Raw genomic sequence first — 14,235 nt, 5'->3', positions numbered from 1 at the left:
ATATCACAACATGAATAGCATTCTGACTGTTGCTAAGACTGTTCACAGCGGACGAGTTGAAAGTTTACACTCAGACGTGGGCATATAGCACGGTACGTCACGCATCAGCTAGACTACTCACTATCTGACTCTTCCAACTGCTGCAAGCAGCTTACGACCGACAATACCGGCACAGATGAATTCAAAAAACCTTGAGTATCGCGGGTCAAGATAGCATCAAGCCTTTGAACCACAGCGCAGGCAATCTGAACTGCATCCTCGAAATCAGCAGAACCTGAGCTGAGAGCAGTTTCTAAGATCCGACGATCCACAGAGCAAATCTCCATTGCTGTCATTGTCTCTGAAACTGCTTGCCGTGCTTGTTCGATACTGCTTGTGTGCTTCCGAGCGATGTAGAAAATATCTGTAAGTGTTGTAGCTGTAGCGTAACCAGTGATCTGATTGGATTTAATAACTCGAAACAGTCGCTCTGCGTCTTGAAAGAAAGGCTCTCTTTGCAATAGAAAGTCTAGAAGGATATTGGTATCAATCAAAACTCTCACTGAAGATACTTCTCCATGCGTCTCTCTTCCAACATCGCGGCTACTTCTTCATCAGTAGGCGCAGGCTGCTCTGTTTTTAATAATCCTCTCATCCGTTGAATTGCACCGGAGCGCTCAGGCTGAACAGTAGCCGTATCTTGCAATGATTCAACGATGGCAGAGATCAGCGTAAGGCGATCACCAGGCGTTAACTCTAAGACTTTTGCTTTTAGATCTTGCGGCAACATAGATTGCTCCTACAGTCGAGGGGATCTCTACCTCCAGTATGAACAATCTTATTCATAATCACCAGAGAAACGATCAATTAACTGCTAATTCATCCACTTCTATGTAGTGTTATGGTTCTCACTCAGTACTGAGAACCTTTGTTGAAGAAACGTAGCTCGGTCGGTTATCTCAGGCTGGCTCGTTCCCCACTTTCAACTCTTAACTTACACAATGAGCTGCCAAAACAAGATGGTGAAGCCCAAGGTAATGCTGTGCTGCGGCATGAGTTTCAGCCAGGACTGACGGCCTATCTTTTGGGTCAAGATGATGCTGAGACCAGCACCGAAGAGCAGAGAAGTGCCTTGCAAAAATGCGATGACGGCAGGATGAGCGGCTAGTTCGAGGCCCACAGCAGGCTGACCGATGGTTGCCCAAAAGACTGGAATAATCTGTCCTCCTTCTGACAAACCGAGCAGTAGATAGTGGGACAGACTTGCCAAAAGAACGAGCGGCAGATAGCCATAGGCTAGTGTGAGAAAGTCGCGAGTGGCTCCAGTCCCCTGAAACTGAACGCGAATTCTATCGACTAGCAGCGCGATCGCCCCCGGTAAAAATAGAGCAGCGATAGAGGCGATCGCATGTCCCCAAAAGCTTTCTAGCAGCGCGGTATCTCCAAATACCATCGTCGTTAGCTGCGGCAGCCGATGCAAATAGACAGCGCCTAGCAGAAGCAGCAGCAGCGCCACCTCATAGCTAGTCGGCTGGTGGGTCGTCCATAGCTCCATCCCCGGCGGCCTAAGATTTAGCGCCACTGACTTGTGTGGACAAGCCTTTAGACAGGTCATGCACAAAACGCAGTTGCGATTATCGCTGAGCTGGGCCGGATGAGAATAGATTGGGCAGCCTCCTGTTTCTTGCCCTTCGCCCTCAGCCGGACCACCCTTGTAGCAGTGATAAGTATTGCAAGTCGCTGAGCATATTCCCTGCTGGGCGCGAAGCTCGACTATTGAAAGCTTGGCAAATAGGCCATTCATGCCCCCTATCGGGCAGAGATAGCGGCACCAAAAACGCCGCTCGAATAGAACAGAACAAACAACCGCGCCAGCGGTGATAATCAGCAATAGCCAGCCTGAAAGATAGGCCGTATTCTCTAGGTTCCAAAGCTCTTCCCACAGTAAAATCAGCGCGAACCCTGCATAGAGAATCCACCCACCCCAGCGCTCAGCCCAAGTCCTAGGCCAGCCCTGAAGCTGACGTGGCCAGACTATCAAAGAGAGCTTTTGAGCCACCTCTCCGTAGATCATGAAGGGGCAAACCGCGCACCACAGCCGACCGACAAACGGAAAGCTAATCAAGACCAGCGGCCACCACCACGCCCAAAAGAAATTCAGTGCGAAATTAGTATCGCGAGTTTGCGGCCCCCACATCAAGACAGCAACAACAATAGGATAAAACCATAGCGTAAAACCATAGTTGATCCGATCGGGCCACCAGGGACTTAGCAGAAACTTCCGTAGCGTCGGATAGCCCTGTAAAAGATCGAACCGAAAGCGACGCTTTTCATTTTCTTCGGCCCAGAAGACTTCTTCGGTAAGAATATGGCCTTCTGACTGATTGACTGCGCGCTCTACCATGCTTTCTAGCTCGGTCAGATTGCCGGGAAAGTCATAGCTTTGCAGGCGTCTAAGGGCGGCTGAATCAAGCTTAACTTTACGCCGTTTGCGCTGGCGGCACAGCAGCTGGGCAAAGTAGGTGACTAGCGCTTCGATATCAGCTTTGCGAAGACGCAGTGGCGGCACCTTTATTTGCATGGCGCAACGCTTCGCTACTTCGGGTAAGGCTTTCTCGGCCACCACTAGAATCCAAGCGGCACTATGCCGTAGCTCGGTGGGTGCTTCGCCCTCTCTAGCGACGGGCTGGTATGACCCTTCTGCCAGCAGAGACAGAATCGGCTCTTTTAGCTGTTCGTCTAGATCTTGAATGTTGTTGAGCAAAAGTGTGCCAGCGCCTAGCCATTCGAGCAAACCGGGCTGGCTATCGCCTCGACCAAAGAGATCTTGCGATCGCAGACTCTCACAGTCGACTTGAACCATCGGCTGTTTTTTATTGGCCGATCCAAAGTGAATGAGGGCAGCTAGATTGTCTTTGTTCAGTCCTGGCTCGCCAAAAATCAGCACGGGAGGTCGTCGCTCGCTGCTCTTTTCTTCTATATCCGTAGCGATAGGAACAGCCTCTAGACTGGTCGCATCTCTGACATTCTGCCTAAGCCGACTGGCGTAGCGACTACGGCCTACTACACCGCGCTCGACTCTAGTGAGTAAATAAGGTCTAAGCGCCTGCTGACGTTCTTGCTCGTAGGCTAACTGCTCTGAAACATCTTCTAGACAGGTAGCGAGAAGTTTAGACAGTTCCTCATTGAGTTCAGGATATTCTTGAGCTAGCTGCACAAAGCGAGATTTCTCTAATTTCCATAAGAGACACTCTGTCTGCGAAACAACTGTTTTAGTGGCAGCTTTTTCTAATAAAAGAGCCTGTAAGTGCAATACCTCGCCAGGATGCAGCTCTGCGGTTACAGCTTGACTGGAGCGGCGGGTACGATAGCTTTCGAGCTGGCCGGATCTGAGGATATAGAGGGCGTCAGGTTCAGTATCTTCTAGAATTAGACGACGATTGGCAGCAAACGGAACTTTGTGAAGGCAGGGCGCGATCGCCTCTACCAAAGCCAGCGGCAAATCACGAAAGATAGTCTCCGTTCGTAGCCAGTCAATCTCTTCTGATGAGAGACCTAGACCTAGCGACTCCGCTGCATCATCCGGTGAGGTAGGGTGCGAAGAAACATCCATAAGCGTCAGAACCCCTGCGACAAACTTCCTCATCTGAACTTAGCGCAGAATAGATGCCTGTATCAGGCATCGTTAACAAAGATAGAGATACATAGCGCGGGCGGGAAGTATAGGCTGTGTCATCTAAATCGCTATTTTTCTTAAAAAAGATGACATTGGAGTCCCAAGGCTCTACTGCCCAACGCCTAACTCCTATGAAAAATACCTTCCTCTCAGCTTTTTCTCTACGGAATCAGCCAACCTCAGATAAGCGCTTCAATCTACTCCGTAATTTCTCAATTGTTAGCATTAGCGGATTTGCGATCGCGGTTCTTCTATTAGCTGCATTTTATCGGCGGCAGGCGCAGCAAGATCTGCTCCGTTCAACAGAGGAAGGGAACGTAGCTATTACTCACGTTTTATCTGATGCGCTTTTACCGACATACAGAAAATACCTGTACACCATACGCCTGCTAGATAATGAGACTCTTCTATCCGACCAAACCGTTCGCACAATTAACCAAAAGGTAGTAGATGCCGTTGACAATTCGACCATCCAGAAGATTAAAATCTTTGATCTCAATGGGCGAGTCATCTCTTCAACAGATGCTTCTCAAATAGGTCAAGATAGCAGTGAATCTCCTGGGTTTGTAGCTGCAAAATCTGGTCAAGTGGTCAGTCAGATAGGCCATCGTGATAGCTTTCAGGCAATCAATCAAGAAATCACAGATAGGTATCTGCTCTCCAGCTACCTTCCAATTCGAGCGGAGAAAGATGACAACATCATCGGCGTATTCGAAGTGTATCGCGATGTTACCCCACTACAGCAGCATATCTATCAAACTCAGCGGGTAATCGTGTTAGGTAGCGTGTTGATTCTATCGGGACTCTACGCTGTTTTATTTTTGTTTGTTCGTAGGGCAGACCGTCTGCTCGACCACCAGTATCGAGAAGTACTTGCCTCTGAGGGACGCTATCGGCTACAGACAGATGAATTAGAACAAGCCTTAGCTAATCTAAAGCAAACCCAGTCGCGGCTAATTCAGAGCGAGAAGATGTCTAGCCTTGGTCAGCTCGTAGCAGGCATTGCCCATGAAATCAACAATCCAGTCAGCTTCATCTCCGGGAATATCTACCCAGCGGCGCAATATGTCGACGAGCTTCTAGCATTATTAAAGCAGTATCAAATCGAACATACAGCCCCTTCTGAGACTGTTCAGGAGATGACAGAGGATCTAGACTTAGCATTCCTAGCCGAAGATTTTCCTCGTCTGCTCCAATCAATTCAAATGGGTAGTCAGCGAATCAAACAAATTGTAGCTGCACTCAGAACGTTCTCTAGGTTGGATGAGTCAGAGCGTAAGCCAGCCGATCTTCAAGCGGGAATAGAAAGCACTTTGATGATCTTGCAGCATCGCTTGAAAGAACAGTGCCTGAAAGATCGCTCGGTTAGACCGCCAGTAGAGGTCGTTAAAAACTTTTCCCCGCTGCCTTTGGTAACCTGCTCAGTGGGGGCGATGAATCAGGTCTTCATGAATATTCTAATAAATGCTATTGACGCCTTAGATGAGTATCACATCAACCAAAATAAAGTTCGACCGGCAGAAGGAACAATAGCAGAAGGAACAATAGAAAAAGCAATAGAAAAAACAGATAACCAAACTGAGCTAGCGGCTGAATGGACGCCTCAAATCACAATCTCGACTGAGCTCTCAAGTACACAAGAAGCTGTGATTACGATTACCAATAACGGCCCTATCATTCCTGAGAATATTCAAGAAAAAATATTCGATCCCTTTTTCACAACCAAACCTGTGGGTAAGGGCATCGGTCTGGGGCTTTCGACTAGTCACACTATTGTGACGCAGCAGAACAAAGGTCGCCTACTGTGTGTGTCTACGCCGGAGGCGGGTACTCAGTTTATTATCAAGCTGCCGCTATCCTAGATTTACCAGTCGCTTGTAAGCAGTGGCCAAGGCCGTATCGTCGCCAACATTTCCAGGGAAAACAACCACTGGCAAATCAACGAACTGAGGATGATCTGAAGGCGTCGTCACGACAGAAACGCCTGGAATTACCTGGCCTAACAGTCTAGCAGAGGTCAACGCCAGCCCTTTACTAAGCGTGTTGTTTGAAGTGATGCCCCCTTTGCTAATTAGAAAGCCAATGTCTTGCGGCAGCGCCTGCACTACCTCGACTAGCAGCGCTGAAATCGCCTCACCAAAAGCCAGTCGAGTTTGCGAATTGTCAAATGTCAGCTCTGTTCGACTAGTGTAGATAACGGGTGTTTTGCCTTTGCTGTGTGCGTTTTCGATCTCTTTGACGACAGCGTTCAATAGCTGATCGTGCGCCGTATCTGGACTATCTTTTAGCTGCGAAACATCCACTTCTACGCCCACCGTATCGGTCGTATTTAAGAGAGCTTCTAGCTGACGAGTTGTTTTTTTGACGTGGGAACCGACGATGACTGCCCCGGCTGAAGCATGGGTGAGCTGATACATTTCTTCGGGGGCAGTTGGCTGCGGCGGCAGATTCGCCAAGGACGTCAGCAGACTAGCGGCGCTGCGAAATAAGAACTTTTTACCCTGGGCAGCGGCGGCCAATAGGTCTTTGGCGAACTGATCTAAATCGCTTTGCCTTTCGCCATCAACAGCTACGCAGCGATTGCCCTTTAGCTTCAGCAGTCTGTCTAAACTGCCCTGACGGATATCTTCTAGGGTGAACTGTTCTACTTCGTCAGCAGATATTTTGCCGTTTGTTTTTTCTTCTACGTAGTCGGGTAGATAGCTGGTGCTGTAGCCAAACACAGAATCTTTGGCAAATTCTGTATCGTGGGTAGGAATGCGCTGGCCGTCGGACTCGATATAGTGAGTGCCGCCGACAGTCACTCTACCGGCCTCAAAGAAGGTCGGCGTGAGAAAATGAGCGTCGAAGGGCCCTAGATGCTCGGCGATGACATTGGTCTCGATGGGATAGTGTCCGCGTAAGGTAGAGTCTGAGCGACTGACCACCAAAAAGTTAGTGGTGTCGGTCTGAGCTAGGGCCTGTTTGAGATTGTCGCAAACTTCGGTAGTGACAGCGGCAGCGGCCTCTGGAGTAAGTGATCGCGTGTTGGTCAGCACAAAGAAGATCGGCGAAGGATCTTGCAGGCCCAAACAGAGCGTGTCGACATTCCACTTCAATAGCAGCAGGCAGCTATGTACTGTCTGCGAACCCGTCGGGTCGTCATCTAAAACAATAATTTTAGGCGTGTCTTGGGCTGTCTCTGGGGTCGTCATCACCTATGCCTCCAACAGCGCTTGCGCCCGCTTAGCAATGCTATCAGCCGTCAGCGAGTTCAGCGTAAAGAGCTGACGAGCACTGGCGGCTGTTTCACCTCGCTTCCAAGAAAGCACATCACGCGGCGCACTGCTTCTAAGCATCAAAGGTTCTACCGTCGCACTCGATCCGCCCGTAACGCCAATCAGCGCGTCTCCATCGAACAGTTCGTTAAATTCCGCGTCGCTCAAAAAGTCTCCGTCTGAGTAAGCGCAGCTTTCCCAAGCAACATCGCTAGGGCGATACAGCCGCCTGGGGCTAACGATGCTAATCACTTTACTGCCGATGCCGCGCTCGTTTAGCGCAGTCACTGCCTCTAATACCGGAATCAGCATCATATCTCCGACTACGCCGAAGACAACTGTTCTTTCTCCCGGCGTTTCTTGCAGTTCAACCGCACCTTTTTCTAGGGCCATGCGGGTTTGTTCAAAGGTAGTGCGAATCGGCAGCGGTGACTTGCTAGCGGTGATGACCACGCCCTTGTTTTTAGTCGCGATCGCCCACTCATAGCAAGCTTGGATGCTGTTAGCGTCGGTAGGAAACAGTGGAAAAATATTGCCGTTTTTCATCATTGCGGCAAAGTAGTTCTCGATCTCTGGGCGCTGATGAGTCCAGCCATTGCGTCCCTGCTCTAGCGCCCCTGCCGTGAATAAACAGACTGTAGACGGTGTGGGCCTACGCAGCTCGGCCATGGCCTGAGTAGTTGTCTGCCAAATCGGCAGGCCGTTGATGGCAAAAGATTCATAAGAGCACCACAGACTGCGTGCGCCCATCAGCGCCTGCGCCGCTGCAAGCCCAGCACAGGCATCCTCACTAAGCGGCTCATAGACCTGACCTTTTGGCCCTTGAAAATAAGTATCGTCTTTGGTGGGGTGAATGATCTTCAGCGCCTGGTTGATGTTGTTGATGCCAGAGGCCGCATTGCCGTCAGCATTGGCGACAATAAAGTTCGGATCTTGCTGACCTACATGGGCCACCAATACCCCCATTGCGGTCGTCGCCACCTGTTTGTTGTCTTCACCCAGCTCGAACTCATTGAGCGGCAAAGCGCCTAGCTCAGACAGCGGCAGCTCGGATTCAGTCACAGCGGTTTTAGCGCCCGGCCCACCGTGAGAGCGAGCAAAGTTTTCTCGAACCAGCGCCCAGCCTTCAGGTGGCAGCGCTCTAGCTTTTAGCGCACTGATGATGTAGTCCTTGTCTAAGCTGTCGCCAGCGTAGAGATTGTGGGATTGGGAACCTCTTTTATGAACGCCTGCCCCCTTCAACTGCTTGACAATCAAAACCGTCTGAGTGCCGCCCAATGCCGATTTCGCAGCGGCGTCTGTGGCTTCTAAAATTGCCTGAGTGAAAGTGGTTCGCTGCTTGTCAGAAAAGGCAGTACTGTCTACATAAGCCCCCTCCTGATTGGCATCGTCGTATTCTTTGGCATCGATCAAGATGACTTTGGCAAAGCCGTTACCACTCCAGTAGCTGGTCATCTGCTCGTTTGTGTAGGTCGAAACGATGCTGTGATGCTCTTGAGAAAAGCCATTCCAAACGAGAATAGGGAGATAGTTGGTGACATCAGGGTAGATCGTGTTGAAGTGGCCAAAGCTACTCATGATGTAGGGTTCACCGAGCCCCCCGTCTCCGATCGTCACCGGGAAGAGCTGGTCAGGGTGAAGTTTGGCGGCGGCCATAGCGAAGTGCTGTCCTTGACCTAGCGGACCCGCTGGGCTGAGCAAGCCGGGAATTTGACCAGAGAGGTGACCGAGTAGACCGTGGGTTTCTCTGAAGCGATCGCCGAGCTGTTTGACAGTTTTGATATCCATTTGTTCTAGAGAGGTATCTAGAAAAACGGTGCTGTAGAAGCCAGGCGCATGATGGCCGACTTCAGTAATCAAATTTTTGTAGCCCAGCATGATTAGCGAAGCAATCACATCGGCAATGCTGGCAAAGCCGCCGGGGTGACCAGATTGTTTGCTCGCGGTGATGTGCAGCGTCAGGTAGCGTAGGGCATCGGCGGCCAGGCGGGTTTGGTAGACGGCGGCAGGGTCTGTGGGGGATGCGATCGCCTGCTTTCCTTGGGCGATCGCCGGGGTCTTTCCGTATTGCTCAAAATCAGAAGTTGGCGACCCAAAATGCTGAATGCCTTCGCAGAAGTTAGGGATAGAAACAGCTACCGTCATGAGAGAATCCTTGGCCTACACAGTCATAATACTGGTCATGATACAGACTGCGGAAAGCGAAAAATCTATGTTTTCCTAGCTTCTACATAGAAAGAAGTCTACTGAAAACGTTCAAAGCAGTTAGAAAGAGCAGCCTTAAAGCAGCCCCCTTAGAGCAGCCAGAGAGCAAAGCTATATGAGGATAAAGCTATCGCCGTTCACCCGGCAAAAGGATATTCAGCACTAGCGCGCAGATTCCACCCGTCGAGATACCAGACCCGAAGATATTCTGCACTAAGGGCGGCAGACCCACTAAAAAGTCTGGATCAAACGTTACGCCTAAGCCTAAGCCTAGAGAAGTTGCTAGTATCAAAGTCTCTCTTCTACCTAGCTCGATAGTAGAGATGATCTTTATCCCAGCGGCGGCTACGCTACCAAACATTAAAATTGTGGCTCCGCCCAGTACAGGCTGTGGAATCGCCTGCAATATGCCGCCTACGATTGGGAACAGTCCTAACAAGGCGAAGATGGCGGCGATGAAGTAGCCAACGTAGCGACTGCCAATTCCGGTGAGCTGAATAACGCCGTTGTTTTGACTAAAGGTGGTGTTGGGAAAGCAGTTGAACATGCCTGCGATCGCAGAATTAATCCCGTCGCCTAGCACACCGCCCCGAATTCGATTGAAATAGATCTTTCCTTTGATCGGCTGACCTGTTACCACAGAGGTGGCCGTCAGATCACCAATCGATTCAATTGTAGTAATCAGATAGAGAAAAGCGAATGGGATAAAGGCGGCAAAGTTGAACCCAAAGCCATAGCGAAAAGGTTGAGGCAGGGCGAACAAAGACAAAGAGCCAAGACTGCTAAGATCAACAATGCCTAAAAAGATGCCGAGGATGTAGCCAACAATCAACCCAATAGCAATAGAAGCCATTCTCAAAAAAGTGTTGCCGCTGCTGTTGAGAATTAAGATAATAGCCAGCACAAACAAAGAAAGAAAAATATTTTGAGCGCTGCCAAACGTCTCATTAGTTTTAGCTAGTGCCCCGCCACCCATCGCTAGTATGCCAGCGTTGGTCAGCGTTAAGCCGATCAGCATCACCACTGTCCCGGTGACTAGCGGCGTGATGATTCGGCTGATGATCTCTAGGAACTGACTAAAGATCACTTCAATAAATGCACCGACAAAGCACAGTCCGAAGATGAGACCTAGCGCTTCGCTCGACGTTGCCCCGCCTGCTGTCGCCGCTAGCCCTGCGCCAATAATCGGCCCAATAAAGGCAAAGCTGGTGCCCTGAATGCTTAATAAACCAGACCCAACTGGTCCAATTCTTTTGGCCTGAATGAAGGTGGCAATGCCTGAGACAAATAGAGACATGCTGATGATATAGGCTCTATCTTCTGGCGGTAGATCTAGTGCGCCGCCAATGATAAGAGAGGGGGTGATGATACCAATAAAGCTCGCTAGAACATGCTGAATAGCGGCAAAGATTGCCTCCCTAACTGGCGGTCTATCTTCTAAGCCGTAGATCAAATCCGTTGGAACTGCGATCGCAGGGACAGGCGGCAGATCGGCGACGGTTTCATCTGGAGTTTCGACAAATTTGTTTGGTTGGCTCATCGGACACCTCTCCTAGTGTTCCAAGCTAGTTTTGCTTAGCACGTATGCTTTGGCATATCACGCCAATTGCAGCGCGTTGATTACAGAGCCATTATGAGGAAACCACGAAACCGAAGTGTGACAGACGATACATTTTTCGGGTTTCCTTGCTGATAGCTTAGCTCCCAATATAGTGTGGGTTGTGAGTTTTAAGCATGCAGTTGCATTTATTAGTTTTTGAAAATCTAAAACGAATCAAATTTTCTTTTCAGGTCTTATTATTTTTGGCTATTTATGATGGAGCTTCTATCCACGTAGCTAAGGCCAGTGATGCGATAGAAAGTACTAATGTAGAAAGTATTACTACTCTCGAAGCAGTGAGCACCACCGTAGAGGGTGAAGGCAATGCTTTAGAACACACTGCTTTAGAAGATATTGCTTTAGAAGAAGCTGATACTACAAAGTCTTTCAATACTGAATCTACAACAGAAGGGTTACACTCCGACAGGGAACAGACCACAACGCTAGAGAAGACACAAACGCTTGTCGTAGACAACAATGTTGTAGAAAGCAGTGAAGTTGACATCGCTCAGATCATTACCGTTTCTGAACTATCCGACGTAGAACCTGACGACTGGGCTTATATAGCGCTTCAGAGACTAGTAGAAGAATATGGCTGTCTAGAGGGCTACCCCGATCGCACTTTTAGGGGCGATCGCGCCATGACTCGCTACGAGTTCGCCGCCGGGCTCAATGCCTGCCTCGACGTCATATCATTCGGCCTCATGACCGATGTCGATCTGATTGAACTCGAACGACTACAAGAGGAGTTTGCTACAGACCTAGAAGCCGTACGTGCCCAGGTAACTGACCTAGAAGCAGATGTTGCAGAGCTAGAGGCCAATCAGTTTTCAACCACGACCAAGCTCAGCGGTAGCGTGTTTGCTTACTTGAGCTACGCCGTAGCAGGTGATGATGTTTTGTCCGAACGGGCGATCGCAACCAACCCCTTTGCCGGCGGACGCGACGTCGATGGCAACCCCCTAGTTCAATCGATCGAAAGCGATATTCAGCCGACCTTTGGTTATTTGACCTGGCTAGATCTGACCTCTTCTTTCACCGGGCAAGACCGCTTGCAAATTCAGATAGCGGCGGGCGATGCCACTTCAGCGGCCAACAACTTCACCTCAGCCGGACTGTTCAACACCTATGGCACGCCCTTCACGCTCTCTAGAGTGATTGAAGATGATGAACCCGTCATCCGAGAAGTGTTCTACTCCTTCCCGGTCGGCAAGCGGCTTTCTTTTACGATCGGTCCTCGGGTCAACTGGTACAGACACTTTGACAACAACCGTTTTACCTTTTTCAAAACGGGTGCCAACAGCTTCAACTCTAGTGGCGGTACGCAGGTCAACGCGGTAGATAGAGGCGCAGGCGTAGTGGCTGAAATCGATCTGGCGAGATGGGCCGATCTGCGAGTGGGTTACCTCGCTGAGAATACAGAATTCTTATCAGGGCCGAGATCTTCTAGCGACCCGCAGCGTGGTCTGTTTGGTGGGGCAAACACGTTGACCGGGCAGCTCGGCATCTATCCCACCGACGATATTAATTTGAGATTCTTGTACACGCGCTCGAATCTAGAGGCCAATCAGTTTGGCATTGTCGGCGGCGCAGTCAGTGAGCCGCTGTATGGCCTGGCCGATGACGGCGAAGGCGGCCCTTTGAACAACGCCACTGCGGACACATTTTTGTTCAATTTCGACTGGCTAGTGACTAAGGGATTTGGCCTGTTTGGCCGCTATAGCTACGGCAGCACCAATCTAAACCCGTCGACAGCAGGACGTGAAGGCGGAGATGTGAATGCTCAGTCAATTCAAGCTGGAGTAGCATTTCCAGACTTGTTCAAACCTGGCGCGCAGGCAGTTGTTTCCTATCTGCAGCCTTTTGAAGTCTTAGACGGAGAGGAATTTTTAATCGCTGGCGGTGGCGATGGTGCGATCCAAAGAGAAGTCGAAGTAACCTATCGCTATCCGGTATCGCCTAATCTAGCAATTATTCCTTCTCTCTACTGGGTGATGAACGCCAACAACTTTGAGGAAAATCCCGATCTTCTCTTTTTCAATTTGCAGGCACAGGTGTCTTTTTAGACTGCTTTGGCTTCCTTTTAACTTGTTCGTCTATTAGGGCAGCGCGCTACTCGTGGGTATAGACCCTTTAGATGTGGAGAATGCAGTTTGTCTTGAGTATCCGTCTATGCAGATAATAGCTGCGCTCTAATTTAGAATGATGAGAATATCGTAAGAATAGTTTCGAGTAAATGCCGACTGATTAGCACTAAGGCTGAATAGCACTAAATGAGTAGTACTAGTCTACCTAGGTGTCTTTGAAAATCTACTAAATTCTTTTTACTTTACGGGGTCTGACATTTTCATATGGAAAATCTGAAGGTTGTTGTTGTCGGTGCGGGCATGGGTGGTTTAACAACTGCGATCGCCATGCAAAGAGCGGGCTATGAAGTAGAAATCTATGACCGCGTCAGTGAACTGCGTCCAGCAGGCGCTGGAATTTCGCTGTGGTCTAATGGCGTCAAGGTACTCAATCGGCTAGGGCTAGGGCCAGAGATTTCTAAAATCGGTGGGCCGATGCAGCAGATGGCCTACTATGCCAAATCAGGCGAATTGCTGACCAGATTTAGCCTATCGCCGCTGATAGAAGAAGTTGGCCAATCGCCTTATCCAGTCTCTAGAACAGACTTGCAGATGATGCTGTTAGAAGCGGTCGGCGAAAGCAATGTACAGCTAGGCAGGCGTTGCATTGCGGTAGAACAAAATGCTGAGGGCGCAACGGCCATTTTTGAAGATGGGCACAGAGCATCAGGTGATCTAGTGATAGGTGCTGACGGGACGCACTCGATCATTCGCACTCACGTACTAGGACACAAGCCGGAGCGTCGATATGTGGGCTATGTAAACTGGAACGGGCTGGTGCCTGCTAGCGATGATATCGCCCCGCTCGATAGCTGGGATATCTATGTCGGCAACGGTCAGCGAGCCTCTGTGATGCCAGTAGGCGGCGATCGCTTTTATTTCTTTTTCGATGTGCCACTGCCAAAAGGAACCGAAAGAGATTCTACCCGCTTCAAACCAGAACTATCCGAACACTTTGAAGGCTGGGCCAAACCCGTACAAAATCTGATTCAACAACTCGATCCTGACAAAACCAACCGAGTGGAAATTCACGATATCGAACCTTTAGAGACACTGGTCAAAGGGCGAGTGGCGCTGATCGGCGATGCGGCCCACAGCACCTCTCCAGATCTGGGCCAGGGTGGCTGTCAGGCGATGGAGGATGCTTGGACGTTGGCGAACTGTCTGCTGACAACTAGCTTGAGCGTAGAAGATGCGCTGAGTCGCTACGAGGCAAGCCGCAAGGAGAGAGTCGCAGGGATCGTGTTAGGCGCAAGAAAGCGATCTAATATGACTCACGGAAAAGAGCCTGAAAAAACTGAGCAATGGTACGCTGAGCTAGCCAAAGAAGATGGTCAGAAGATTATGAATGCGATTTCTAGAACAATTCTAGCGGGACCGATGGGGTAGGCA

At 49.8% G+C, this 14,235-nt stretch carries 9 protein-coding genes; 3 read left to right on the top strand and 6 right to left on the bottom strand.

Going from position 1 to position 14,235, the window contains the following annotated elements:
• Positions 1–113: 113 nt before the first annotated feature.
• The 3 genes from IQ256_RS05705 to IQ256_RS05695 form a co-directional block, all read right to left on the bottom strand.
• A complete protein-coding gene (locus IQ256_RS05705; protein ID WP_193854589.1) occupies positions 114–542 on the bottom strand; it encodes a PIN domain-containing protein in 429 nt (142 codons plus the stop codon).
• Complete coding sequence (locus IQ256_RS05700) at positions 539–769, bottom strand: hypothetical protein (RefSeq protein WP_193854588.1); 231 nt, start codon at positions 767–769, stop codon at positions 539–541. The genes IQ256_RS05705 and IQ256_RS05700 overlap by 4 nt, the downstream gene beginning before the upstream one ends.
• Before the next feature lie 204 nt (positions 770–973).
• On the bottom strand, positions 974–3,592 hold the full coding sequence (locus tag IQ256_RS05695) for a cyclic nucleotide-binding domain-containing protein (RefSeq protein ID WP_193854587.1): 2,619 nt from the start codon (positions 3,590–3,592) through the stop codon (positions 974–976).
• 194 nt (positions 3,593–3,786) lie between these two features.
• Here IQ256_RS05695 and IQ256_RS05690 point away from each other — a divergent pair, with 194 nt between their 5' ends.
• Complete coding sequence (locus IQ256_RS05690) at positions 3,787–5,517, top strand: sensor histidine kinase (protein ID WP_193854586.1); 1,731 nt, start codon at positions 3,787–3,789, stop codon at positions 5,515–5,517.
• Here the strand turns inward: IQ256_RS05690 and IQ256_RS05685 are convergent.
• The 3 genes from IQ256_RS05685 to IQ256_RS05675 all read right to left on the bottom strand — a co-directional run bounded on the left by IQ256_RS05685 (position 5,509) and on the right by IQ256_RS05675 (position 10,657).
• The gene (locus tag IQ256_RS05685) at positions 5,509–6,849 is read right to left on the bottom strand and encodes a four-carbon acid sugar kinase family protein (protein ID WP_193854585.1); all 1,341 of its coding nucleotides are present in this window, start codon (positions 6,847–6,849) and stop codon (positions 5,509–5,511) included. The genes IQ256_RS05690 and IQ256_RS05685 overlap by 9 nt on opposite strands.
• A gap of 3 nt (positions 6,850–6,852) precedes the next feature.
• A complete protein-coding gene (locus IQ256_RS05680; protein WP_193854584.1) occupies positions 6,853–9,057 on the bottom strand; it encodes a phosphoketolase in 2,205 nt (734 codons plus the stop codon).
• A 187-nt stretch (positions 9,058–9,244) separates the two neighbouring features.
• Positions 9,245–10,657: a uracil-xanthine permease family protein gene (locus IQ256_RS05675; protein WP_193854583.1), complete on the bottom strand. Its 1,413-nt coding sequence runs from the start codon at positions 10,655–10,657 to the stop codon at positions 9,245–9,247.
• A gap of 263 nt (positions 10,658–10,920) precedes the next feature.
• On the opposite strand from IQ256_RS05675, the gene IQ256_RS05670 reads away from it, so the two are divergent.
• Both IQ256_RS05670 and hpxO read left to right on the top strand, forming a co-directional pair.
• Positions 10,921–12,783, top strand: a complete 1,863-nt coding sequence (locus tag IQ256_RS05670; RefSeq protein WP_193854582.1) for an iron uptake porin — start codon at positions 10,921–10,923, stop codon at positions 12,781–12,783.
• Between the two features lie 285 nt (positions 12,784–13,068).
• Positions 13,069–14,232, top strand: a complete 1,164-nt coding sequence (gene hpxO / locus IQ256_RS05665) for an FAD-dependent urate hydroxylase HpxO (RefSeq protein ID WP_193854581.1) — start codon at positions 13,069–13,071, stop codon at positions 14,230–14,232.
• Positions 14,233–14,235 lie beyond the last annotated feature (3 nt).

The sequence above is a fragment of the cf. Phormidesmis sp. LEGE 11477 genome (genome assembly GCF_015207105.1).
In the GTDB taxonomy this organism is placed as follows: Bacteria; Cyanobacteriota; Cyanobacteriia; order Phormidesmidales; family Phormidesmidaceae; genus Phormidesmis.
The sequence above is the reverse complement of the archived record's forward strand: the minus strand, read 5'-3'. Positions and strand labels throughout refer to the sequence as shown.

Coding starts and splice junctions, on each gene's coding strand:
- IQ256_RS05700 (WP_193854588.1), bottom strand. CDS start 769: ATGTTGCCGCAAGATCTAAAAGCAAAAGTCTTAGAGTTAACGCCTGGT.
- IQ256_RS05695 (WP_193854587.1), bottom strand. CDS start 3,592: ATGGATGTTTCTTCGCACCCTACCTCACCGGATGATGCAGCGGAGTCG.
- IQ256_RS05690 (WP_193854586.1), top strand. CDS start 3,787: ATGAAAAATACCTTCCTCTCAGCTTTTTCTCTACGGAATCAGCCAACC.
- IQ256_RS05685 (WP_193854585.1), bottom strand. CDS start 6,849: ATGACGACCCCAGAGACAGCCCAAGACACGCCTAAAATTATTGTTTTA.
- IQ256_RS05680 (WP_193854584.1), bottom strand. CDS start 9,057: ATGACGGTAGCTGTTTCTATCCCTAACTTCTGCGAAGGCATTCAGCAT.
- IQ256_RS05675 (WP_193854583.1), bottom strand. CDS start 10,657: ATGAGCCAACCAAACAAATTTGTCGAAACTCCAGATGAAACCGTCGCC.
- hpxO (WP_193854581.1), top strand. CDS start 13,069: ATGGAAAATCTGAAGGTTGTTGTTGTCGGTGCGGGCATGGGTGGTTTA.